General features: G+C 63.2%; 18 protein-coding genes and 3 tRNA genes. 12 read left to right on the forward strand and 9 right to left on the reverse strand.

Features of this window, described 5'->3' with window-relative positions; translation table 11 throughout:
- Positions 1-891: ABC transporter ATP-binding protein (locus C515_RS20695; RefSeq protein WP_043649206.1), on the forward strand; the 891-nt coding region annotated here is incomplete at its 5' end.
- Positions 892-978: 87 nt separating this feature from the next.
- On the opposite strand, the gene ilvA is transcribed toward C515_RS20695, so the two are convergent.
- Positions 979-2,493: a threonine ammonia-lyase, biosynthetic gene (gene ilvA / locus C515_RS0111290; RefSeq protein WP_028455624.1), complete on the reverse strand. Its 1,515-nt coding sequence runs from the start codon at positions 2,491-2,493 to the stop codon at positions 979-981.
- Positions 2,494-2,591: 98 nt separating this feature from the next.
- Positions 2,592-4,169 (reverse strand): response regulator, encoded by a 1,578-nt coding sequence (locus C515_RS0111295; RefSeq protein WP_028455625.1) that lies wholly within the window; start codon positions 4,167-4,169, stop codon positions 2,592-2,594.
- Positions 4,170-4,354: 185 nt separating this feature from the next.
- On the opposite strand from C515_RS0111295, the gene hslU reads away from it, so the two are divergent.
- From hslU to C515_RS0111320, 5 genes are all read left to right on the forward strand, one after another.
- Positions 4,355-5,677 (forward strand): ATP-dependent protease ATPase subunit HslU, encoded by a 1,323-nt coding sequence (hslU, locus tag C515_RS0111300; RefSeq protein ID WP_028455626.1) that lies wholly within the window; start codon positions 4,355-4,357, stop codon positions 5,675-5,677.
- A gap of 228 nt (positions 5,678-5,905) precedes the next feature.
- Positions 5,906-6,745 carry a peptide chain release factor N(5)-glutamine methyltransferase gene (prmC, locus tag C515_RS0111305; protein WP_028455627.1) on the forward strand — a complete coding sequence of 280 codons (840 nt, stop codon included), beginning with the start codon at positions 5,906-5,908 and terminating at the stop codon, positions 6,743-6,745.
- Positions 6,746-6,817: 72 nt separating this feature from the next.
- Entirely contained in the window at positions 6,818-7,138 is a 321-nt protein-coding gene (grxD, locus tag C515_RS0111310) for a Grx4 family monothiol glutaredoxin (RefSeq protein ID WP_028455628.1), read from the forward strand.
- 17 nt (positions 7,139-7,155) lie between these two features.
- The gene (locus tag C515_RS0111315) at positions 7,156-7,497 is read left to right on the forward strand and encodes an FKBP-type peptidyl-prolyl cis-trans isomerase (RefSeq protein WP_028455629.1); all 342 of its coding nucleotides are present in this window, start codon (positions 7,156-7,158) and stop codon (positions 7,495-7,497) included.
- A gap of 115 nt (positions 7,498-7,612) precedes the next feature.
- Complete coding sequence (locus C515_RS0111320; RefSeq protein ID WP_043649209.1) at positions 7,613-8,608, forward strand: tetratricopeptide repeat protein; 996 nt, start codon at positions 7,613-7,615, stop codon at positions 8,606-8,608.
- Here the strand turns inward: C515_RS0111320 and C515_RS0111325 are convergent.
- From C515_RS0111325 to C515_RS20700, 3 genes are all read right to left on the reverse strand, one after another.
- Positions 8,576-9,160 (reverse strand): Maf family protein, encoded by a 585-nt coding sequence (locus tag C515_RS0111325; RefSeq protein WP_028455631.1) that lies wholly within the window; start codon positions 9,158-9,160, stop codon positions 8,576-8,578. The two genes, C515_RS0111320 and C515_RS0111325, sit on opposite strands and share 33 nt — an antisense overlap.
- A gap of 87 nt (positions 9,161-9,247) precedes the next feature.
- Entirely contained in the window at positions 9,248-9,718 is a 471-nt protein-coding gene (gene rlmH, locus C515_RS0111330) for a 23S rRNA (pseudouridine(1915)-N(3))-methyltransferase RlmH (RefSeq protein WP_028455632.1), read from the reverse strand.
- 115 nt (positions 9,719-9,833) lie between these two features.
- Positions 9,834-11,639 carry a TolC family outer membrane protein gene (locus C515_RS20700; protein ID WP_081686909.1) on the reverse strand — a complete coding sequence of 602 codons (1,806 nt, stop codon included), beginning with the start codon at positions 11,637-11,639 and terminating at the stop codon, positions 9,834-9,836.
- 231 nt (positions 11,640-11,870) lie between these two features.
- On the opposite strand from C515_RS20700, the gene C515_RS0111340 reads away from it, so the two are divergent.
- On the forward strand, positions 11,871-12,557 hold the full coding sequence (locus C515_RS0111340) for a transglutaminase-like cysteine peptidase (RefSeq protein ID WP_245575026.1): 687 nt from the start codon (positions 11,871-11,873) through the stop codon (positions 12,555-12,557).
- 9 nt (positions 12,558-12,566) lie between these two features.
- The gene (locus tag C515_RS0111345; RefSeq protein ID WP_028455634.1) at positions 12,567-14,465 is read left to right on the forward strand and encodes a bifunctional diguanylate cyclase/phosphodiesterase; all 1,899 of its coding nucleotides are present in this window, start codon (positions 12,567-12,569) and stop codon (positions 14,463-14,465) included.
- 484 nt (positions 14,466-14,949) lie between these two features.
- Here the strand turns inward: C515_RS0111345 and C515_RS0111350 are convergent.
- From C515_RS0111350 to C515_RS0111360, 3 genes are all read right to left on the reverse strand, one after another.
- A tRNA-Lys gene (locus C515_RS0111350) sits at positions 14,950-15,025 on the reverse strand.
- A gap of 37 nt (positions 15,026-15,062) precedes the next feature.
- Positions 15,063-15,138 (reverse strand) — tRNA-Lys (locus tag C515_RS0111355).
- An 11-nt stretch (positions 15,139-15,149) separates the two neighbouring features.
- Positions 15,150-15,224: transfer RNA gene (locus tag C515_RS0111360), tRNA-Lys, on the reverse strand.
- Between the two features lie 151 nt (positions 15,225-15,375).
- Here C515_RS0111360 and gloA point away from each other — a divergent pair.
- The 4 genes from gloA to rpoH all read left to right on the forward strand — a co-directional run bounded on the left by gloA (position 15,376) and on the right by rpoH (position 21,077).
- The gene (gene gloA, locus C515_RS0111365; protein ID WP_028455635.1) at positions 15,376-15,756 is read left to right on the forward strand and encodes a lactoylglutathione lyase; all 381 of its coding nucleotides are present in this window, start codon (positions 15,376-15,378) and stop codon (positions 15,754-15,756) included.
- A gap of 64 nt (positions 15,757-15,820) precedes the next feature.
- Positions 15,821-17,227: a sodium:proton antiporter gene (locus tag C515_RS0111370; protein WP_028455636.1), complete on the forward strand. Its 1,407-nt coding sequence runs from the start codon at positions 15,821-15,823 to the stop codon at positions 17,225-17,227.
- 308 nt (positions 17,228-17,535) lie between these two features.
- Positions 17,536-19,989, forward strand: coding sequence for a phosphoketolase family protein (locus C515_RS0111375; RefSeq protein WP_081686910.1), 2,454 nt, complete (start codon positions 17,536-17,538; stop codon positions 19,987-19,989).
- Positions 19,990-20,225: 236 nt separating this feature from the next.
- Positions 20,226-21,077, forward strand: a complete 852-nt coding sequence (gene rpoH / locus C515_RS0111380; protein ID WP_028455638.1) for an RNA polymerase sigma factor RpoH — start codon at positions 20,226-20,228, stop codon at positions 21,075-21,077.
- A gap of 120 nt (positions 21,078-21,197) precedes the next feature.
- Here the strand turns inward: rpoH and C515_RS24040 are convergent, their stop codons facing one another.
- A complete protein-coding gene (locus C515_RS24040) occupies positions 21,198-21,371 on the reverse strand; it encodes a protein MIGRI (protein ID WP_158380814.1) in 174 nt (57 codons plus the stop codon).
- Between the last annotated feature and the right edge of the window lie 333 nt (positions 21,372-21,704).

A 21,704-nucleotide genomic window follows, 5' to 3' on the forward strand; every position in this document is an offset into this window, starting at 1 on the left:
TCCAAGCGCGGCATCGCGATGGTGTTCCAGTCCTACGCCCTGTATCCGCATATGTCCTGCGCCGAAAACATGGGCTTTGCCCTGAAACTCGCCGGCACGCCGAAGGCGGAAATCGACGAGCGCGTGAAAAAGGCTGCCGAAATCCTGGAAATCACCCATCTGCTGGAGCGCAAGCCCAAGGCCCTGTCCGGTGGCCAGCGCCAGCGTGTGGCCATCGGCCGTGCCATCGTGCGCAATCCGAAGGTCTTCCTGTTCGACGAACCGCTGTCCAACCTGGATGCCGCGCTGCGTCTGAACATGCGTGTCGAACTCTCCAAGCTGCACCAGGAGCTGAAGACCACCATGATCTACGTGACGCACGATCAGGTGGAAGCGATGACCCTGGCCGACCGCATCGTGGTGTTCCACGCTGGTCTGATCCAGCAGGTGGGCACGCCGCTCGACATGTATGACAACCCGTCCAACCTGTTCGTGGCCGGCTTCCTCGGTTCGCCGAAGATGAACCTGCTGGAGGCCGAAGTGGTGGCGGCATCCGGTTCCGAGGCCACCGTCAAGCTGCCCAAGGGGCTGACCGTGCGTGCGGCCGTTGACGCCAGCACGGCCAGGGTCGGCGACAAGGTGACCATGGGCGTGCGTTCCGAGCACATCCGTCTGGTCGAAGCCGGCACGCCGGATGCGCTGCCGGCGCGCGTCGACCTGATCGAGCATCTGGGCGACATCGTGCTGGCCTATATCGAGATTCCGGGAATCCACGAAATCCTGTGCATGAAGCTGCCGGGACACATGACCGGGCTGAAGTATGGCGACGCGATCCACATCGTCTTCCCGCAGGAACACACCATGCTGTTCGACGCCGAGGGGCTGGCGCTGCCGCGGGTGGGACAGGTGTAAACCATAAAAAACCCGCCGGGCTCGGCGGGTTTTTATTGGGTATATGACTACAGCCATTATCCATATTTGGCTGCAGGGCAATACCCCTCAGTCACCAAGAAAGAGCTGGTAAGCCGGATTGTCGCTTTCGTCCCACCACGGGTAGCCGATGGCCTGCAGGAATTCGGCGAACTGCGCGTCGTCGCTGTCCGGCACCTGGATGCCGACCAGCACGCGGCCATAATCGGCGCCGTGGTTGCGGTAATGGAAGAGGCTGATGTTCCAGCCGACATTCATGCCATTCAGGAAGGCCATCAGGGCGCCCGGGCGCTCGGGGAATTCGAAGCGCAGCAGACGTTCGTGCGTGACCTGTGGCGCGCGCCCGCCGACCAGGTGACGGATGTGCAGCTTGGCCAGCTCGTTGTCGGACAGGTCGATGGCGGCCAGGCCCGCGCTGGCGAGCTTTTCGATCAGCTCGACGATTTCATGGCGATTCTGCACCGAGAGACCCACGAAGACGTGCGCAGCCTCGGCGCTGGAATAGCGGTAGTTGAACTCGGTGATGTTGCGCGCACCGATCAGCTCGCAGAAGGTCTTGAAGCTGCCGGGACGCTCGGGGATGGTGACCGCGACGATGGCTTCGCGCTGCTCGCCCATTTCCGCCTGCTCGGCCACATAGCGCAGGCGGTCGAAATTCATGTTGGCGCCCGAGGCAATCGCCACCAGCGTCTTGCCCTGCACGCCCTCGCGCGCCGCCCAGGCCTTGGCTCCGGCAATGGCCAGCGCCCCGGCCGGTTCGAGAATCGAACGGGTGTCTTCAAACACATCCTTGATCGCCGCGCACATGGCGTCGGTATCGACCAGCACCACATCGTCGACGAGGTCCTGGCACAGGCGGAAGGTTTCCTCGCCAACCTGCTTCACCGCCACGCCGTCGGCAAAGATGCCGACCTGCGGCAGATTGACGCGGTTGCCCAGCTTCAGCGACAGATACATCGCGTTGGCGTCGGTCGGCTCGACGCCGATGATCTTCACTTCGGGGCGCAGCGCCTTGATGTAGGCGGCCACGCCAGCGAGCAGGCCACCGCCGCCGACCGGGATGAAGATCGCATCGAGCGGATCGGGGTGCTGCATCAAGAGCTCCATGCCGATGGTGCCCTGGCCGGCGATCACGTCCGGATCGTCGTAGGGGTGGACGAAGGTCATGCCTTCTTCCTCGGCCAGCTTGACCGCATGGGCATAGCAATCGGAATACGAGTCGCCGACGAGCACGACCTCGGCGCCACGGCGGCTGACGGCGTCCACCTTGATGCGCGGCGCGGTGGCCGGCATGACGATGATGGCGCGGCATTTCAGCGCCTGCGCCGACATGGCCACGCCCTGCGCATGGTTGCCGGCGGAAGCGGCCACCACGCCGCGATCCAGCTCGGCGCGCGAGAGCTTGACCATGCGGTTGTAGGCCCCGCGCAGCTTGAAGCTGAATACCGGCTGCATGTCCTCGCGCTTGAGCAGCACGGTGTTGCCGATGCGGCGCGACAGGTTCGGCGCGATGTCCAGCGGCGACTCGATGGCGACGTCGTAAACACGGGCGGTGAGGATGCGTTGCAGGTATTCGGAAGCCATGGCAAATCCGCAAAAATGGGCGTCAAACGCAGGATTGTACGCACAAATGTCACAGGCCGGCAGAAGCCGGCCTGTTTCACAATGCACAAGCGCGAGGCTCAGACCGGGTCGCTGTCCTGATACTGCTCGACGATGGCCTCGAAGGCCGGCAGGCTGCGCAGGAAGGCCTCGACCACGCGCGGATCGAAATGCGTGCCGCTGCCCTCATCAATGGTCTTGATCACGTCCGCGGGCGGCCAGGCCGGCTTGTAGCAGCGCGCGTGCGTCAGCGCGTCGAACACATCGGCCAGCGCGATGATGCGCCCGGCGATATGGATGTCTTCGCCCTTCAGACCACGCGGGTAACCGCTGCCGTCCCATTTTTCGTGATGCTCGTGCGCAATCGTCGCGGCCATCCTGAGAATGCGCGGCTTGGCGTCCTTGAGCATGCGGTAGCCCAGCTCGGCATGGGTGTCCATGATCTTGCGCTCTTCCTCGTCCAGCCGGCCGGGCTTGTTGAGCACGCGATCGGGAATGCCGACCTTGCCAATGTCGTGCAGGGGGCTCGCCGCCTTGATGATCTGCGCTTCCTGCTCGTCCAGCCCCAGCTCGCGGGCCAGCACATAGGCAAATTCGGCCATGCGGTGGATGTGCTTGCCGGTGTCGGTCGAGCGGCTTTCGACCACCTCGGAGAGCTGGTAAATGATGCTGCGCTGCGTATCCTCGATTTCCTTGGTCAGCATCAGGTTTTCATAGGCGATCGCGACGTTCTTGCAGAACAGCTCGATCAGGTCGGCATCGGGATGCGACAGCGCCACCGGGCCGTCGATGATCAGCAGATTGACCGGGCCGTGCGGCGCCTGGAAGAAACCGACGAAATGATCGGGGGCATACACGGTGCGCTTGCCGGCGATGGCTTCGTCGATCGAGGGCTTGAAACGCAGCAGCGCCGCGTCGTCCAGCTCCTTGCCGCAGTAGTTCTGATAACCGCCGGTGGCGTACATCACCTTGACCTTGTCGTCGTGCGTCAGCGCGGTCATGCCGCCATTGACGACGACAAACAGTGCTTCCTGCTCGAAGAACAGCAGGGCCTGCAGCTGCTCGAGCACGCCCTGGGCGAACTGCTGGATGGACTGCTGGCGGAAAATGGTGGTGGACGCCTCGACCACCTTGATCAGCCCGCGCCGGTTCGCCTCCAGAATCCGGCGCTGGTGTTCGATGGTCATGATGTCGTTGTAGGAGCGCAGCGTGCCCAGCACGGCCGTGTAGAGCTTGTCGCGCGTCAGCTCGGTCTTGGCCTTGTAGTCGTTGATGTCGTAAGACTCGATGACATGGCGCTCGGGCGCAACGCCGGGCTGACCGGTGCGCAGGATGATGCGGATGCAGTGGTTGTGCAGCTCTTCGCGGATGATGCGCGCGACCTTCAGGCCGGCGTCTTCGGTTTCCATCACCACATCGAGCAGCATCAGCGCGATGTCATGGCGTTCCTTGAGGATGGCAATGGCCTCGCGGCCGGAATAGCAGGACAGGATGTTCAGCGGGCGGCCGAGGAAGGAAATATTGGTCAGCGCCAGCCGCGTGACGTGATGGATATCCGGCTCGTCATCGACGACCAGCACATTCCAGGGCTCGAGCTGGGCCACCGTGCCTGCGTCATCGGTGTCGTCTTCAAGCCAATCGTCATCCTGCGCTGCCATACTTACTCCGGTCTTTCCTAGCTTGGGCCAAGGCCACACGTACTGAGCAGTTTAGAACGGCTGACACCGTTTCCCCAAACGGCGCGCAGAAAAACGAGTCGCTGTTGCCACGCCCGCCCTTTAAATCCGGCGGAACGGCCCCGATCTGCGCTGAATAATCCACGCATCCCACATGAGGCAGGGCAATGAGCCAGATGACGCCGCAGGAAATCGTTCACGAACTCGACAAGCATATCGTTGGCCAGCGCGACGCCAAGAAGGCCGTCGCCATTGCGCTGAGGAACCGCTGGCGCCGCCAGCAGGTGGCTGAGCCGCTGCGCCAGGAAATCACCCCGAAGAACATCCTGATGATCGGCCCGACCGGCGTGGGCAAGACCGAAATCGCCCGGCGGCTGGCAAAGCTGGCCGACGCCCCTTTCATCAAGGTCGAGGCGACCAAGTTCACCGAGGTTGGCTACGTCGGCAAGGACGTCGACAGCATCATCCGCGACCTGATGGAAATCGCCATGAAGCAGGTGCGCGACCGGCTGATGAAGCAGAACCGCATCCGCGCCGAAGAGCTGGCCGAAGAGCGCGTGCTCGATGTGCTGCTGCCGCCGCCGGCGCCCAGCTATGGCAGCGTGAATGCCGACGAGGGGCAAAGCGAAACACGGCAGAAATTCCGCAAGATGCTCAGGGAAGGCAAGTTCGACGACAAGGAAATCGAAATCGACGTTGCCGCCAGTGCGCCCAGCATGGAGGTGTTCGGCCCGCCGGGCATGGAGGATTTCTCCAGCCAGATCCAGAGCATGTTCAAGGGCGCGTTTGCCGACAAGAAAAAGTCGCAGAAGCTGAAAGTGAAGGACGCGCTCAAGCAGCTGAGCGACGAGGAGGCCGCCAAGCTGGTCAATGAAGACGACGCCAAGGCCGAGGCGCTGCGCGTGGTCGAGCAGCACGGCATCGTCTTCATCGACGAAATCGACAAGGTCACCACGCGCGCCGAGGGCAGCGGTGGCGAAGTCAGCCGCCAGGGCGTGCAGCGCGACCTGCTGCCGCTGGTCGAGGGCACGACGGTGTCGACCAAGTACGGCATGGTGAAAACCGACCACATCCTGTTCGTGGCGTCCGGGGCCTTCCACCTGGCCAAGCCGTCCGACCTGATTCCGGAGCTGCAGGGTCGCTTCCCGATTCGCGTGGAGCTGACCTCGCTGACGGTGGATGATTTTGTGCGCATTCTCACCGCCACCGACGCCTGCCTGACGCGCCAGTACGAAGCGCTGCTGGCAACCGAAGGCGTGACGCTGAGCTTTACCGATGCCGGCATCCGGCGGCTGGCCGAAATGGCCTGGCAGGTGAATGAAAGCACCGAGAATATCGGTGCGCGCCGGCTGCACACGGTCATGGAAAAACTGCTGGAGGACATTTCCTTCGATGCGCGCAGCGGCGTCGTGAACATCGACGCGGCCTTTGTCGAGGAAAAGCTTGGCAATATTGCAGGGAATGTCGATCTCGCGCGCTATGTGCTGTGATGACGCGTGTGGCCTTTCGAGAGGACGAATGAGGCCTTTCGAGAGGGCGAATGAGGCCAGCGAAAGGACGCGTGAGGCCTTCGTGAAGACGCGTGAGGCGTGAGGCGTGAGGCGTGAGGCGTGAGGCGTGAGGCGTGAGGCGTGAGGCGTGAGGCGTGAGGCGCAGAATACCCGCAGACCCATGCCGCTCAAGCCTTTTTTTTGAATTGACCTGCATGAAGATACCCATTGAACCAGCCAATTCCCACTTACCAGCAATTGCTGCGTGACAGCGGACTGGAGCGCATCGATGCCCAGGTGCTGTTGCTGCATGTCTGCCGGCAGAACCGTGCCTGGCTGATCGCCCATGGCGACGAGATGGCGAGCGCGGCACACGCGGCCGCCTTCGCGGCGCTGAGCGCGCGCCGCCGCGCCGGCGAGCCGGTCGCCTATCTGGTTGGCACGCGCGAATTCTATGGCCGCGAATTTGCGGTCTCCCCCGCCGTGCTGATTCCGCGCCCCGATACCGAACTGCTGGTCGAGCTGGCGCTGGAACTGGCGCCGCCCGCCGCGCGCGTCGTCGACCTGGGCACCGGCTCCGGCTGCATTCCGGTCACGCTCAAGCTTGAGCGTCCGGATCTCTTCGTCAGCGCCGTCGATGTCTCGCCGGACGCGCTGGCCGTCGCGATGGATAACGCCCGCAGGCTGGGCGCCAGCGTGCAGTTCCACGAGTCCGACTGGTATGCGGCGCTCGCCGGGCAATGCTTCGATCTCATCGTCAGCAACCCGCCGTACATCGACCAGCACGATCCGCACCTGCAGCAGGGCGATCTGCGCTTCGAACCGCGCGGCGCGCTCACCGATCACGGTGACGGCCTGAGCCATCTGCGCGCGATTGTCGCCGCAGCGCCCGCTCATCTGGTGCCCGGCGGCTGGCTGCTGCTGGAACACGGCCACGACCAGGGCGCCGCCTGCCGCACCCTGCTGCACGAGGCCGGCTTTGCGGCGGTCGCCACGCGACGCGATCTGGGCAGCAACGATCGCGTCAGCCTGGGGCAGCTCGTTCGTCCGGACGATTGCCGAGCCTGAGGCATCTGTCTTACAATTTATCCGAGTAATTTGCTCAACTTTTATCCCCCCATTTTTGCAAGCGAGAAGGCCATGACCGCCCAGGAATTCATTCATCAAACCGTTACCGAAAACCCGGTCGTGCTGTTCATGAAGGGCACGCCGACCTTCCCGCAGTGCGGTTTCTCCGCCGGCGCCGTGCAGATCCTGAAAAACTGCAATGCGCAGTTCGTGGCGATCAACGTGCTGGAAAACCCGGAAATCCGCCAGGGCATCAAGGACTACGCCAACTGGCCAACCATTCCGCAGCTCTACATCAAGGGCGAATTCATCGGTGGCTCGGACATCATGCGCGAGCTGTTCGGCAACGGCGAGCTGCAGCAGCTGCTGTCCGGCACCAGCGACGCGGCCTGATCGCGATGAGTGATGCGATGACGGGCGAACTGCAGGTCTTCGACCTGCAAACCGGCACGGGCAAGGCCGCGGTCAAGGGTGCGCTGATCACCGCGCACTACACCGGCTGGCTGGAAGACGGCACCGAGTTCGATTCCTCGCACGCGCGCGGCAAGCCCTTCCAGTGCGTGATCGGCACCGGCCGCGTGATCAAGGGCTGGGATCAGGGGCTGATGGGCATGCAGGTCGGCGGCAAGCGCCGCCTGCTGGTGCCCAGCCATCTGGCCTATGGCGAGCGGCAAATCGGTGCGCACATCAAGCCGCACTCGAACCTGATCTTCGAAATCGAGCTGCTGGAAGTGCTGACCCGCGACGACTGAGCCGCCACGGCGCGCGACAAGGCCATGCCCGCGGCATGGCCTTGTTGTTTCACCCGGTTGCCGAAAGCATCAGCCCTCGCTAATCTTGCTCCAGAACCGCGCCAAGGACAGGACCATGAAGCGATTGCTGACCCCGGTATCCAGACTGCTCGACCGCATCGGCTTTGGCCCGCGCACGCCGGCACAGGGCGCCGATGCGCGCATCCAGCAATTGCTGGCGCTGCTGCACAAGCAACGCTTCGGCGAACTGGAACAGTTGCTGCTGCGCCTGCCTGCGGATCTGCAGCACCCCGCCTATCTGGCCCTCGGCGAAGAGCTGAAACTGGTCGAAGACTGGGTGCTGCTGCAGGCCTCGCCGCCCGCGCTCCTGGCCGAGGCCGCCGCCCACCTGCACACGGCGCGCAGCCAGAGCAATGCGCTGGAGCAGCATGGCAGCCTGCAGGAGGCGGAACGCAGCCTGCGCAAGGCCCAGCAGCTTGATCCCGGCAATCCGGAACTGTTTTGCCTCGGCATCGTGGTCGGCAGCGAACAGGGCCTGGATCTGGCCACGCTGGAAGACCGCTGTACGGCGTTGCGCCGGCTGGCCTCCCGGCATTACTGGGGGCAGGTCGCCATGCTGGAAGCCTATGCGCGGCGCGGCACTGAGAGCCAGCTGTTCGAATTCGCCCGCAAGATGCAAAGACGCAGCCCGCGCGGCGATGGCCTGAACCTGCTGCCGGTGTATGCGCATTTGCTGCTCATGCGCGACATGAGCCTGACGCAACGCCTCGACTATGCCCGCCGTCCCGAAGTGCGCGAGGAAGTCCTGCGACTCTATCGCCGCTCGCTGGGCGCCAGCCAGTATGTGATCGGCCCGGCCACGCTGCACCAGCGCAATCGCTGCGCGGTGGCGCTGGCCTGCTGTGGCGCGAGCCGGCTGGCGCTGCGGGAAATCCGCCAGCTGCGCCAGCACGATCCGGCGCCGTGGGCGCTGCTGGCGCGCAACTGGCGCGAAGAAGGCAATACCGGCCACATCGTTGACCGCGTGGCCCGCGAACTGCACGGGCAGCGCCTGCGCCGGGAAGCCGGTGCAAGGCCCTCAGGCCAGATGGCCGAGACCGTGCCGGGCTAGCAGCTGTGCGGTTTCATGCACCGGCAGGCCCATCACGCCGGTAAAACTGCCGTCCATCCAGCTCACAAACAAACCTCCCCAGCCCTGGATGCCATAGGCGCCGGCCTTGTCCAGCGGCTCGCCGCTGGCGACATAGGCGGCGATCTGCGCATCGGTCAGCGGCATGAAGCGCACCGCACTCGTTGACAGCGTCACCTCGACCTCGCCGCCCACGCACAGCGCCACGGCGGTGAGCACCGCGTGCGTGCTGCCTGACAGGTCGCGCAGCATGGCCACGGCATCGGCCGCGTCGGCCGGTTTGCCGAGAATGCGCCCGTCATGCGCGACGGTGGTGTCGGCGCCGAGCACCGGCAGCGCCGGTTCGCCCGCCGCGCGCCAGCCGGCCAGCGCCTTCTCGCGCGCCAGCCGCAGCACATAGGCCTCGACGCCTTCGCCGGGCAGCGGCGTTTCGTCGATGTCGGCGCGGATGATGTCAAAGGTCACGCCCAGCTGCGCCAGCAGCTCGCGCCGGCGTGGGCTGCCGGAAGCCAGATAGAGTTGGGGTTGAGTCATGCCTGATTCGCCTTGCGAAGATGATGCAGGGTATATGGCCACAGCCATTTCACTTGATTGGCCACCAGCTGATAGCCATACGGGTATCTATTCGCGATGGTAGGGATGATTGTTCAGGATCGACACCGCGCGGTAGAGCTGCTCGGCCAGCAGCACGCGCACCATGCCGTGCGGCAGCGTCAGCGCGGAGAGCTGCAAGAGCTGGTCGGCGCGCTTCTTGACCTGCGGGTCCAGCCCGTCGGTACCGCCGATCACGAAGGCCACCGGCCGGCCGTCGCCATGCCAGCGCTTGACGTTATCGGCGAGCTGCATCGTCGTCCAGTTGGCGCCGCGCTCGTCGAGCGCCACCAGCCTGGCATCCTGCGGCACGGCGGCGAGAATGCGTTCGGCTTCCTCGGCCATCACCTGCTGCGGGGTTTTCGCCCCCACGCGCTTGTCGGGCTTGAGCTCGACGAGTTGCAGCGCGAATTCGCGCGGCATGCGCTTCACATACTCGGCAAAGCCGTCGGCGATCCAGCCCGGCATCTTGTGGCCGACGGCGATCAGGATGATCTTCATGCGGGGTTCCTGAAAACACAACGCCCGGCGCGGGCCGGGCGTTGCATTGTGCCAGAGTTGGCAAGGACTTGGCACCGGCCGCCAGCGCAGCCATGCCATCTGTGGCGACCCGCTGTCAGCGGCTGACTTCGCGCACGATCTTCCACAGATTCTGTTCACGCGCCAGCGTCAGCACCTTCTGTACCTGGTCGCTGTAATTGTCGGCCTGGTAACGCTGGGTGAAACGCACCTCGACGGTATTGGCGTCGATCTTCTTCACCACCGGCTGCTCGACCTTGACGCTGATGCTGTTCGCCCTGGCGATGCGCTGCTGGCGCTGCTTTTCCCAGTCGGCGCGGCTGCCCTGTTCGGGCTTGAACTGGCTGCCATAGCTGGCCAGATACTTGCCCGCATCGCGCGCCGACCAGGCGCTGGCCCAGGCGTTGACCGCATCGAGCACGGCCTTGTCGGCGACGTCGGCCACCGGCTTGACTTCGCCCTTCTCGGCCGCCTCGACCAGCGGATCCGGGCCGCGGGCCGGGCGCTCGGCCATCGCGGCAGCACGATCCAGCGTGACGGTTTCCGGAATCGGCACCGCGCAGCTCACCTCATCATCATTGGCTTCCAGGCCACCCAGATCGCTGTCGGGCGAGGTCTGCTCCAGCGGCGCCAGTTCCAGCGCCGGCAGCAGGCGGTTGCTCACCGCCAGCACGCGTACCTGTGCGAACAGCTGCTCGTATTCGGAACGCACCACGCTGGCGCGGGCCAGGAACAATTCGTTTTCGCTGTCGAGCAGGTCGAGCAGCGAACGCTGGCCGATGTCGTACTGACGCTGGTAAGCCTCGCGCGCCTTGGCGGTCGACAGCGCGTGCTGCTCCTGATAGCGGCGCTGCTCGCTCAGGCGATGCACATCGTTCCAGGCAATCGCCACGGTCTGGCGCAAATCGCGGCAGGCCTTGTCGCGCTGCTCATAGGCGCCGTTGAGCAGTTGTGCGTGCTGGCTGACGCGCGCGCGATCAGCGCCACCGCTGAACAGGTTGTAATTCATGACCAGCTGGACGACGCCATCCTTGTAGTTGCCGTCGATGCCGTCACGATCCTGATCCCAGCCCTGCGAGGCGCGCAGTTCCAGCTGCGGCCAGTAGCCACCCTTTTGCACTTCGGTCTTGGCACGGGCTGCGCGCAGATTGCTGACTGCAGCCAGGAAACCCGGGCTGCGCTTGAGCGCGGCCAGCAGTTCGTCGCGAGCGGGCAGCTTGCCCGACAAATCCGGCGCCGGCGCCATGTCCGCCGGCGGCGGGCTGCCCACGATGCGGGTAAAGCGCGTGCCGACATCCTGCAGATTGGCCTTTTCGGTCAGCCAGTTCGACTCGGCCAGCGCCAGACGGCCGGCGGCCTGCTCCAGATCGACACGGCGGCCGACCCCGGCCTTCACGCGCTCTTCGATCTGGTCGTACAGCTCGCGGTGCACGGCGTAATTGTTGCGCGCCAGCTCTTCGAGCTTGCGATAGCGCTGCACGTCGTAATAGGCGAGCGCGGCCTGCTGGGCGATGTCATCGCTGGCGGCCAGCAGTTCGTAATAGCGGGTCAGCTGGAAATAGCCCTGGCTGCGCACTTCGTTCTGGGCGGCGAAACCGTCGAACAGCAGCTGGCGCAGCTCAATGCTGGCGCCGGGATGACTGAAGGAATTACCGTCGGTACGCGGGCGACTCTGGCGCTCGCCGCCAACATAGCCCTGCAGGTTGACTTGCGGCAGATAGCGGCTGCGCGCCACATCGACCTGATCGCCTGCCGCCTTGTATTCGTACCAGCGCGCCTTGATTTCCGGGTTGCGCAAGACCGCCTGCTCGGTGGCGTCCTTGAGCGTGTACGCGTGCGCCGTGGCCAGCATGCTGCCGGTCAGGGCCATGATCATGGCCATTGTCAGCCGTTTTAGGGTCATTTCCGTGCTACTCCAGTCAGTAATAAGTAATCTTGTCTCGTCAGACTATTGCGCGCAGGTCTGGGCTCTTGCTATATATCGGATGCGCCAGAGTAGCTGGTGGCGCCCCAAGGGCAGTCCAGCCTTATTCCGCAGGCATTCTACATTCCCTCAGGGGTTTTCGGAAAATTCGGGATTTTCTTGACCGCTTTCGGCAAATTGCTGCCGTTTCCTTCATTTATGGGATAATTCTTGCGCGTTCACCTGTCCGGGCGGCCAGTCGGGCCACTCCTTCTTGCCGCAGCCCTGCTGCTGGGCGCGCTGGCCCTGCTGGGCAGCGCCGCAGGCTGGGACAATGAACGCATCGGCAAGCTGATGGCCCAGCGCCATGGCAATCAGGCCGCGCGCAGCTTCGACGAGCTCGACCGCGTCATCAGCGCCAGCCGCACTCTCGCGGACGCCGACAAGCTCAAGCGCATCAACGAATTCCTCAACCGCAAGCTGCGTTTCGACGACGATGACAAGCTCTGGGGCCAGGCGGATTACTGGGCCTCGCTGGGCGAGACGCTGGCCAAGGGCGCCGGCGACTGCGAGGATTTCGTCATTGCCAAATTCGTCAGCCTGCGCGAGGCGGGCATTGCCCCGGAAAAACTGCGGCTGACCTACGTCAAGGCCCGCATCGGCGGCGCCAACAGCAGCGTCACCCAGGCACACATGGTGCTGGCCTACTACGCAAACCCGGAAGCCGAGCCGCTGATTCTCGATAACCTGCTGACCGACATCAAGCCGGCCAGCGCCCGCCCGGACCTCAATCCGGTGTTCAGCTTCAACAGCGAGGGCATTTTCACAGGCGGCGCCAAGCGTCCTTCCGCCGGTGTTGATCGCCTGTCGCGCTGGAAAGACCTGCTGCTCAAGCTGCAGGCCGAAGGCATTGATTAGGAAACGCCCATGTCGATTTACCGCCAACTCTGGCTTGTCATCGCCACCCTCATGGCCATCATGTTCATCGGCTGCTTTGCCCTGAACCTGCATACCGCGCGCGGCTATCTGGAACAGCAGCTCTACACGCAGAGCAATGACAGCGCGGCCGCCCTGGCGCTGACCATGTCGCAGAACACCGACCCGGTGTCCGACGAGCTGCTGATCAGCGCCCTGTTCGACAGCGGGCATTTCCAGCGCATCACGCATCTGGACGCGCGCGGCAAGGTCGTGCTCGAGCGCACCAGCAGCACCCCGCCCGACCGCGTGCCGGAGTGGTTCATCCGCCTGCTGCCCATCACGCCGCAATCGGGCAAGGCCCAGGTCACCCATGGCTGGAAACAGGCCGGATCGGTAGTCGTGGAGGCGCACACCCGCTTTGCCTATGTGTCGCTGTGGAAAGGCTTCATCAGCCTGCTGCTGTGGATGCTCGCCGGCGGCATCGCCATCGGCCTGCTGGCGACGCTGTTCCTGAAATGGCTGAAAAAGCCGATCAGCCAGATGGTCGATCAGGCACAGGCCATCACCGAGCGCCGCTTCATCACCATCCCCGAGCCCCGCACCAAGGAGCTGCGCACGGTGATCCGCGCAATGAACGCCATGGTGCTGCGCGTCAAGGCCATGTTCGACGAACAGGCCGAGCGCATCCAGCAGCTGCGCCAGGATGCCAACCGCGACCACACCACGGGCCTGGCCAACCGCGCCTACCTGATGGGACGCCTGGCCAGCACGCTCAGCGACCATGACGCGCCGCCGCAGGGCAGCCTGCTGCTGATCCGCCTGCACGACCTGGCCGGCATCAATCGCGAGCTGGGCCGCCAGGCCACCGATCGCTTGCTGGCACGCCTTGCCGAGCAGCTGGCCAGCATCAGCAGCGGCAATCCGGACTGGCTGGCCGCGCGCCTCAACGGCGCCGATTTTGCGCTACTGGCGCCGGAACTCGACGCTGCCGACAGCCTGGCCGCGCAACTGCTGGCCGCGCTGGCGCCGCTGGCCGCCCGCCCCTGGCTGGTGAATATCGGCCACAGCAATTATCAGCATGATGAAAACCCGGCCCAGGTGCTGGCGCGCACGGATGCGGCACTGGCGCGCGCCGAGCAGCAGCAGGCCAACGCCTGCGCCGGCGACCAGCAGGGCTGCAGCCAGCAGGCCAGCGGGCAGTGGGAAGCCCAGCTGCGCCGCGCCATCGCCGACGGCAGCTTCGAGCTGATGAGCTACCCGGTGCTGCGCATGGACGGCCAGCTGCTGCACCACGAAATGCTGCTGCGCATGCTCAATCCGGGCGGCGGCCCGCTGCTGGCGGCCGGGCAGTTCATGCCCTACGCCAGCCGCTACAACCTGCTGCCGCAACTCGACCTGATCGCGGTACGCCTCACGCTGGCCCGGCTGGCCGACAGCAAGGACGCCATGGCGGTCAATCTGGCGCCGCAATCGGTGCGCAATCCGCAATTCCGCCAGGAACTGGTGCGTCTGCTGGAACTGGCCGGGCCGCTGGCGCGCCGCCTGTGGCTGGAAGTGTCGGAGAACGGCCTGACACTGGAGCTGGATTCCTTTGCCACCTTTGCCGCCGAAGTCAGCCGCTATGGCTGCCAGGTCGGCATCGAGCATTTCGGCCGCCAGTTTGGCAGCATGCCCAGGCTGTATGACCTGCCGCTGGCCTTCCTGAAGATCGACGGCAGCTTCATCCACGAAATCGACCAGCACCCTGGCAATCAGCACATGGTGCAGGCCATGGTCGGAATTGCCCGCAGCCTCGGCATCCTCACGATTGCCGAACAGGTCCGCAGCGACGGCGAATGGCGACGACTGCAGGAGCTGGGCCTGGATGGCGCCACCGGCCCGGCAGCCGGCGCGCGGCAGTCAGCATAAAGGTATACCCCTGCAGCCAAACCAAGCATTGGGCCACAAGCAGATACCCCATGCACATGCAAACCGGTTCCTGATTATGTCTCTGCTTCAGGAAGCCTGAGCAACAAAGGCGCTGATTAGCACGCTCTGCCCTGAAAGCCGCTGAGAAGCGCAGGTTTTCCGGGATCAGGCGCGGGACGTGTTTGAGGCCCGCAGGGCCGAGTTGTCCCGCGCCCCCGGAAAAACGAGCATCGCAAGGCACCCCGCGCAGCGGGGCGGCTGACCGGGCGCGCCTTGGGGGTGTCGGGGGGCTTGGCAAGACAAGCCCCCTGACGTGCCGCCGGGCACCCCCGGCATCAAAACACCGCGCCGCAGGCGCTGAAAACCTTGCTTCCTGAAGGAAAGACATAATCAGGAACCGGTTTAGTACAGGGGCGACTCGGTCGTCCCGCTGCCGGTGGCAGCCGCAAAGAAAAAAGCCCAGTCTGACGACTGGGCTTCTTATTGGTGGGTTGTCACAGGCTCGAACTGTGGACCTACGGATTAAGAGTCCGCTGCTCTACCAACTGAGCTAACAACCCGAAGACACCCCGGAATCCGGTGCGCCTTGCAAGGGGGTGGTGGGTTGTCACAGGCTCGAACTGTGGACCTACGGATTAAGAGTCCGCTGCTCTACCAACTGAGCTAACAACCCATTCTGGAATTTGGTGGGTCGGGTGGGGGTCGAACCCACGGCCAACGGATTAAAAGTCCGCTGCTCTACCACTGAGCTACCGACCCGTTTTCCAGAGAGGCTGGATTATTCAGTCTTCACCGCCGGGTGTCAAGCCCCTTTTTCGCCATCCGGGATTTGTCACACAGACATCGCCGGGCCTCTTCCCGTAAACTCGCGACCATCCTGTCTCACACACCCTGTTTACGGAGCTTGATCATGCGTTTGCTGCACACCATGTTGCGGGTCGCCAGCCTCGACCGATCGCTGGCCTTCTATACCGACGTCCTGGGCATGCGCCTGCTGCGCCGCCAGGACTACCCGGAAGGCCGCTTTACGCTGGCCTTTGTCGGCTATGGCGACGAGGCCGACCATACGGTGCTCGAACTCACGCACAACTGGGATACCGATCACTATGAACTTGGCACGGCCTACGGCCATATCGCCATCGAAACCGCCGACATCGTCGCCACCTGTGACGCCGTGCGCGCCAGAGGCGGCAAGGTCGTGCGCGAGCCGGGCCCGATGAAACACGGCACGACCGTCATCGCCTTTGTCGAAGACCCGGACGGCTACAAGATCGAATTCATCCAGCGCTGATGCTGGGCTGCCCATCCACTCCCGCCCGGCACGCCGGGCGCACCCGTTCTTTTGCGAGCCCTTCATGTTCCGCACCCTGCCCCTCCTTGCCCTGCCCTGTCTGCTGTTCCCGGGCGGCGCAGCGGCCGCCACGCTGGACGGCAGCCAGCTGTCGCTGGCCTGGATCTTGCCGTTTGCCGGCATCCTGCTGTCGATCGCGCTGTGCCCGCTGTTCCTGCCCAAGTTCTGGCACCACCATTTCGGCAAGGTGGCCGCCTTCTGGGCCCTGGCCTTCCTGATCCCCTGCGCCCTGAGCCTTGGCCCGGGCCTGGCCGGCGGCGTGGTCGTGCATGCACTGGTCGAAGAATACATTCCCTTCATCATCCTGCTGCTGGCGCTGTATACGATTTCGGGCGGGATTCTGATCTGGGGCAATCTGCACGGCTCGCCCCTGCTCAACACCGGCCTCCTGGCGCTGGGCACCGTGCTCGCGTCGCTGATGGGCACCACCGGTGCGGCCATGCTGCTGATCCGCCCGCTGCTCAAGGCCAATGACAACCGTCGCCACAATGTCCATGTAGTGGTGTTCTTCATCTTTCTGGTCGCCAATATCGGCGGCGGGCTGACGCCGATTGGCGATCCGCCGCTCTTTCTGGGCTTTCTGAAGGGTGTGGGCTTTTTCTGGACGTTTGAGCACATGCTGCCGCTGGTGGCGCTGGCCGCGGCCGTCTTGCTGGCGGTGTTCTATGCCATCGACAGTTATTACTTCCGCAAGGAGGGCGTACTGCCCGTCGACAAGACGCCGGATTCGGCGGTGAAAATCCATGGCAAGCGCAATATCGTACTGCTGGCGGCGGCGGTGGCCTGCGTGGTGCTCTCCGGCGTCTGGAAGCCCGGCATCGAACTGCAGCTCGGCGCCGTGGCGCTGCAACTGCAGAACATCGTGCGTGACCTGCTGCTGCTGGGCCTCACCCTGCTGTCGCTGCGCATCACCCCGAAGCCGGTGCGCGCCGGCAACGATTTCAGCTGGGGGCCGATCCAGGAAGTGGCCAAGCTGTTCGCCGGCATCTTCATCGTCATGGCGCCGGCCATCGCCATTCTGCGCGCCGGCGAGACTGGCGCCCTGGCCGGCCTGGTGCGCCTGGTCTTCGACGCCGACGGCCTGCCGCGCGACCACATGTTCTTCTGGCTCACCGGCGCGCTGTCGGCCTTCCTGGACAATGCGCCGACCTATCTGGTGTTTTTCAACCTCGCCCACGGCGATGCCCAGCACCTGATGAGCGCCATGGGCACGACACTGCTGGCCGTCTCGGCCGGCTCGGTCTTCATGGGGGCGATGAGTTACATCGGCAATGCGCCCAATTTCATGGTCAAGGCCGTGGCGGAAGACCGTGGCGTGAACATGCCCAGCTTCTTTGGCTATATGGCCTGGTCCTGCGCCATCCTGCTGCCGACCTTTGCGCTGATTACCGGGGTATTCTTCCTGAATTAAAGCAGAGCAAGGGCTTCAGCCACATACCCATAAAAATGCCCGGCATCCAGCCGGAATTGCGTCAGACAGGACACCCGGCCAGACCGGGTGTTTTGCCATCTGCCAGTCACGCCTCAGCAGACCCTTGGTATGACAATGCGTTTTGTTTGTATAAACTTGCCCAGGGCTGTCTTCCGGCTTGTGAAGGCCGGTTTTTTCAGGCAATACGGGAAAAACAGTCTTGCTGCCGCACCTTTGACCTTAGTCAGTAGGCAGAAACATCAGCTGCGTATACTGCATTGCGAAGAGGGAAGTCAGCCGGAAGGCCGATGGCCTCCGAGAAACCAATCACAAACCAAGAAACGAGGTGTACTGTGGCTCAACAACCGCTTTCTGCCGATCTGCTCGACAAGATGCATCGCTACTGGCAGGCGACCAACTACCTGTCCGTTGGTCAGATCTACCTGCTGAACAACCCGCTGCTGAAAGAACCCCTGAAGCGCGAACACATCAAGCCGCGTCTGCTTGGTCACTGGGGCACGACTCCCGGCCTGAACTTCATCTACGTTCACGCCAACCGCCTGATCAACGACCGCGACATCAACGCCATCTACATCACCGGCCCTGGCCATGGCGGCCCCGGCTTCGTGGCCAACACCTGGATGGAAGGCTCCTACGAAGAATTCTTCCCGAACATCGACCGCACCGAAGCCGGCATGCAGCGTCTGTTCAAGCAATTCTCCTTCCCGCGCGGCATTCCTTCGCACGTGGCTCCGGAAACCCCGGGCTCCATGCACGAAGGCGGCGAACTGGGCTATTCCGTCTCCCACGCCTATGGCGCGGCACTGGACAACCCGGATCAGGTCGTATTTGCAGTAGTCGGTGACGGCGAAGCCGAAACCGGCCCGCTGGCTGCATCCTGGCACTCCACCAAGTACATCCACCCGATCAACGACGGCTTCGTACTGCCGATCCTGCACCTGAACGGTTACAAGATCGCCAACCCGACGCTGATGGCCCGCATGAACAAGGACGAACTGACCGCCCTGTTCGTCGGCTACGGCTATGAGCCGATCTTCGTTGAACTGAAGAACGAAACCTTCAACGACAAGCCGGAAAGCTTTGTCGACATCCACCAGGAAATGGCCGCCGCCATGGACCTGTGTATGGACAAGTTCAACGCCATCCGCGAAGCCGCCAAGGCCGAACAGGCTGCCGGCAAGCCGATCACCCGTCCGCGCTGGCCGATGATCATCATGCGCACGCCGAAGGGCTGGACCGGTCCGAAGGAAATCAAGGGCAAGAAGGTTGAGGATTACTGGCGCAGCCACCAGGTGCCGTTCTCCGACATCGACGGCGAAAACGTGCAGAACCTGGAAATCTGGCTGAAGTCCTACCAGATCGATAGCCTGTTCAACGCTGACGGCACCGTCAAGCCCGAACTGCTGGCCATCGCACCGAAGGGCCTGAAGCGCATCGGCTCCAACCCGGTCGTGCACGGCCAGGTGTCGAAAGACCTGAAGATGCCGGACTTCCGCAAGTACGAAGTGAAGTTCGACAAGCCGGGTACCGTGAACGCCGAAATGACCCGCGTGATGGGCAACTTCCTCGCCGACATCATGCGCGAGAACGAAGCCGAGAAGAACTTCCGCATCTTTGGCCCGGATGAAACCGCGTCGAACCGCTGGAACGCCACCATCGAGTACTCCGGCAAGACCTGGCTGGCCAACCACTTCGAAGTGGACGGCATCAATAACAACGACAATCTGCAGCAAGACGGTCGTGTTATGGAAATCCTGTCTGAGCACACCTGCCAGGGCTGGCTGGAAGCGTACAACCTGACCGGTCGTCACGGCTTCTTCAGCTGCTACGAAGCGTTCATCCACGTGATCGATTCGATGTTCAACCAGCACGCCAAGTGGCTGAAGACGACTCGTCACATCAACTGGCGCAAGCCCATCCCGTCGCTGAACTACCTGCTGACTTCGCACGTATGGCGTCAGGATCACAACGGCTTCTCGCACCAGGATCCGGGCTTCATCGATCACGTTGTGAACAAGAAGGCCGAGGTGATCCGCGTTTACCTGCCGGCCGATGCCAACACCCTGTTGAGCGTGACCGACCATGTACTGCGCAGCCGTCACTATGTGAACGTGGTGGTAGCGGGCAAGCAGCCGGCACTGCAATACCTGACCATGGACCAGGCGATCAAGCACGCCACCAAGGGTCTGGGTATCTGGGACTGGGCGTCCAACGACCAGGACGGCGAACCGGATGTGGTCATGGCGTGTGCCGGTGAAATCCCGACCATGGAAGCCCTGGCTGCGACCGATCTGCTGCGTCAGCACTTCCCGGATCTGAAGATCCGCTTCGTCAACGTCTGCGACCTGATGACGCTGCAACCGGAAGAAGAACACCCGCACGGCCTGTCCGATCGCGAATTCGACGCGATCTTCACCGCCGACAAGCCGATCATGTTCGCCTTCCACGGCTACCCGTGGCTGATCCACCGCCTGACTTATCGCCGCAACGGCCACAGCAACATCCACGCCCGCGGCTATATCGAGGAAGGCTCGACCTCCACACCGTTCGACATGGTGGTCGTGAACCAGCTGGACCGCTTCAACCTGGCCATCGACGTGATCGACCGCGTGCCGAAACTGCAGAAGACCGGCGCACACGTTCGCCAGAAACTGCAGGACAAGCTGGTTGAACACGCCCAGTACATCGCCGAAGTGGGTGACGATCTGCCGGAAGTGAAGAACTGGAAGTGGTCGTACTAAGCGATTGACCACCGCATGGCCCCAGGGTCATGCAGCCGGAGCAGAAAACCCCCGCCACAAGCGGGGGTTTTCTTTTGCCGCACGCCTGCGCCGGCTATGAAGGCGATAGTGATTTTTTCACAGCACAAGGGCATGGCCTGTGCTTTAATCCGAGAACTTTGTGCGGGCTTAGCACTCTATCCGCGAGAGTGCTAATATCTACGCCAAGCCGTATCTTCCCAGGAAGGAGCAACATCATGTCCCATGCGCTTGCCTTGCCGGTTCTCTCTGCGGGTGACAGCATCGACCGCTACATCCAGAGCGTCAACACGGTGCCGCTGCTCACGCAGGAAGAAGAAACCGAACTGGCAACCCGTTATCACCGCGACGACGATCTGGAAGCCGCCCGCCGGCTGGTGCTCTCGCACCTGCGGGTAGTGGTCTCGATCGCCCGCGGCTATTCCGGCTACGGCCTGCCGCAGGCCGACCTGATCCAGGAAGGCAATATCGGCCTGATGAAGGCCGTGAAGCGCTTCGAACCCGATCGCGGCGTACGCCTGTTCAGCTTCGCCGTGCACTGGATCAAGGCCGAAATCCACGAATACATCCTGCGCAACTGGCGCCTGGTGCGCATCGCCACCACCAAGGCGCAGCGCAAGCTCTTCTTCAACCTGCGCTCGATGAAAACCGGCTTTGCCGCGCTGACCCACGCCCAGGCCAAGGAAATCGCCGACGACCTCGGCGTGAAAACCGAAGAGGTGCTGGAAATGGAAACGCGCATGACCGGCCAGGACATCGCGCTGATTGCCGACGACGGTGACGAGGACGGCTATGCCCCCATCGACTGGCTGGCCGATGCGCACGACGAGCCGACCGAGGCGCTGAACCGCCGCGCCATCGACCACCTGCATTCGGAAGGCCTGCAAAACGCCCTGGCCACGCTGGATGACCGCAGCCGCCGCATCATCGAGACGCGCTGGCTGGCCGATGAGGGCGAGAGCAAGACGCTGCACGACCTTGCCGCCGAATACAATGTTTCGGCCGAGCGCATCCGCCAGATCGAAAGCAAGGCACTGCAGAAAATGAAACTGGCACTGTTGCCGGCCTGATCATCCGCAAGCGGAGCACCGGGTTTCGCCAAGACAAGGACTCCCCACGGGGAGTCCTTGTTTATTTCGGGGGTATGTGACTCCAGCCCAAGCAGGGCATAGGCCACATGACCATGGATATCAACGTATCAGGCGCAGCAACAGCACGGCGACGGCACTGCACAGCAAAACGGCAGCACTGATGCGCACGGTGCGGTCCAGCTCGGCCCGCTGCCGCACCCCGAGACAGCGCCATGTCAGCCAAAGGGCAAAACCGGCCAGCAGGCCGTAGATCAGTACTCCGGGCAAGCGCATGACGGCCACTCATCGTGAAAATTCTGGGGAAAATCGTAAGCAAGGCCAGCCACCGCGCCACGAGTTAAGAGATTACTTTAACTTGTGCTTATTAAGCATTCTTTTAAAAAGAAAATAGATTCAGGCACTTAGTCCGGCTAAGTGATTGTATCAAAAAGACATTTCCCCGGGTCGCGCTTGTGCGGCCCTTTTTTTTCCCTTATAGTGGGCCGTAGTGGGAAAAAGTGGGTAAAAGTGGCAGAAATTGGCCAACCCGTGAGCCAGGCCAAACCGGCTGAGAAGCTGGAAGCTTACGGGGTTTCTGACACAACCGTTCCTTTCCACCCGAGATGG

It is taken from the genome of Chitinilyticum litopenaei DSM 21440, assembly GCF_000428145.1.
In the GTDB taxonomy this organism is placed as follows: Bacteria; Pseudomonadota; Gammaproteobacteria; order Burkholderiales; family Chitinibacteraceae; genus Chitinilyticum; species Chitinilyticum litopenaei.

What these genes read in the sequence shown, in the direction of transcription:
- C515_RS0111375 (WP_081686910.1), top strand. Translation starts at nt 17,536, where the DNA reads ATGGCCTCCGAGAAACCAATCACAAACCAAGAAACGAGGTGTACTGTG.
- grxD (WP_028455628.1), top strand. Translation starts at nt 6,818, where the DNA reads ATGACCGCCCAGGAATTCATTCATCAAACCGTTACCGAAAACCCGGTC.
- C515_RS0111315 (WP_028455629.1), top strand. Translation starts at nt 7,156, where the DNA reads ATGACGGGCGAACTGCAGGTCTTCGACCTGCAAACCGGCACGGGCAAG.
- ilvA (WP_028455624.1), bottom strand. Translation starts at nt 2,493, where the DNA reads ATGGCTTCCGAATACCTGCAACGCATCCTCACCGCCCGTGTTTACGAC.
- C515_RS0111325 (WP_028455631.1), bottom strand. Translation starts at nt 9,160, where the DNA reads ATGACTCAACCCCAACTCTATCTGGCTTCCGGCAGCCCACGCCGGCGC.
- hslU (WP_028455626.1), top strand. Translation starts at nt 4,355, where the DNA reads ATGAGCCAGATGACGCCGCAGGAAATCGTTCACGAACTCGACAAGCAT.
- C515_RS24040 (WP_158380814.1), bottom strand. Translation starts at nt 21,371, where the DNA reads ATGCGCTTGCCCGGAGTACTGATCTACGGCCTGCTGGCCGGTTTTGCC.
- C515_RS0111320 (WP_043649209.1), top strand. Translation starts at nt 7,613, where the DNA reads ATGAAGCGATTGCTGACCCCGGTATCCAGACTGCTCGACCGCATCGGC.
- rpoH (WP_028455638.1), top strand. Translation starts at nt 20,226, where the DNA reads ATGTCCCATGCGCTTGCCTTGCCGGTTCTCTCTGCGGGTGACAGCATC.
- rlmH (WP_028455632.1), bottom strand. Translation starts at nt 9,718, where the DNA reads ATGAAGATCATCCTGATCGCCGTCGGCCACAAGATGCCGGGCTGGATC.
- C515_RS0111295 (WP_028455625.1), bottom strand. Translation starts at nt 4,169, where the DNA reads ATGGCAGCGCAGGATGACGATTGGCTTGAAGACGACACCGATGACGCA.
- C515_RS0111370 (WP_028455636.1), top strand. Translation starts at nt 15,821, where the DNA reads ATGTTCCGCACCCTGCCCCTCCTTGCCCTGCCCTGTCTGCTGTTCCCG.
- gloA (WP_028455635.1), top strand. Translation starts at nt 15,376, where the DNA reads ATGCGTTTGCTGCACACCATGTTGCGGGTCGCCAGCCTCGACCGATCG.
- C515_RS0111345 (WP_028455634.1), top strand. Translation starts at nt 12,567, where the DNA reads ATGTCGATTTACCGCCAACTCTGGCTTGTCATCGCCACCCTCATGGCC.
- C515_RS20700 (WP_081686909.1), bottom strand. Translation starts at nt 11,639, where the DNA reads ATGACCCTAAAACGGCTGACAATGGCCATGATCATGGCCCTGACCGGC.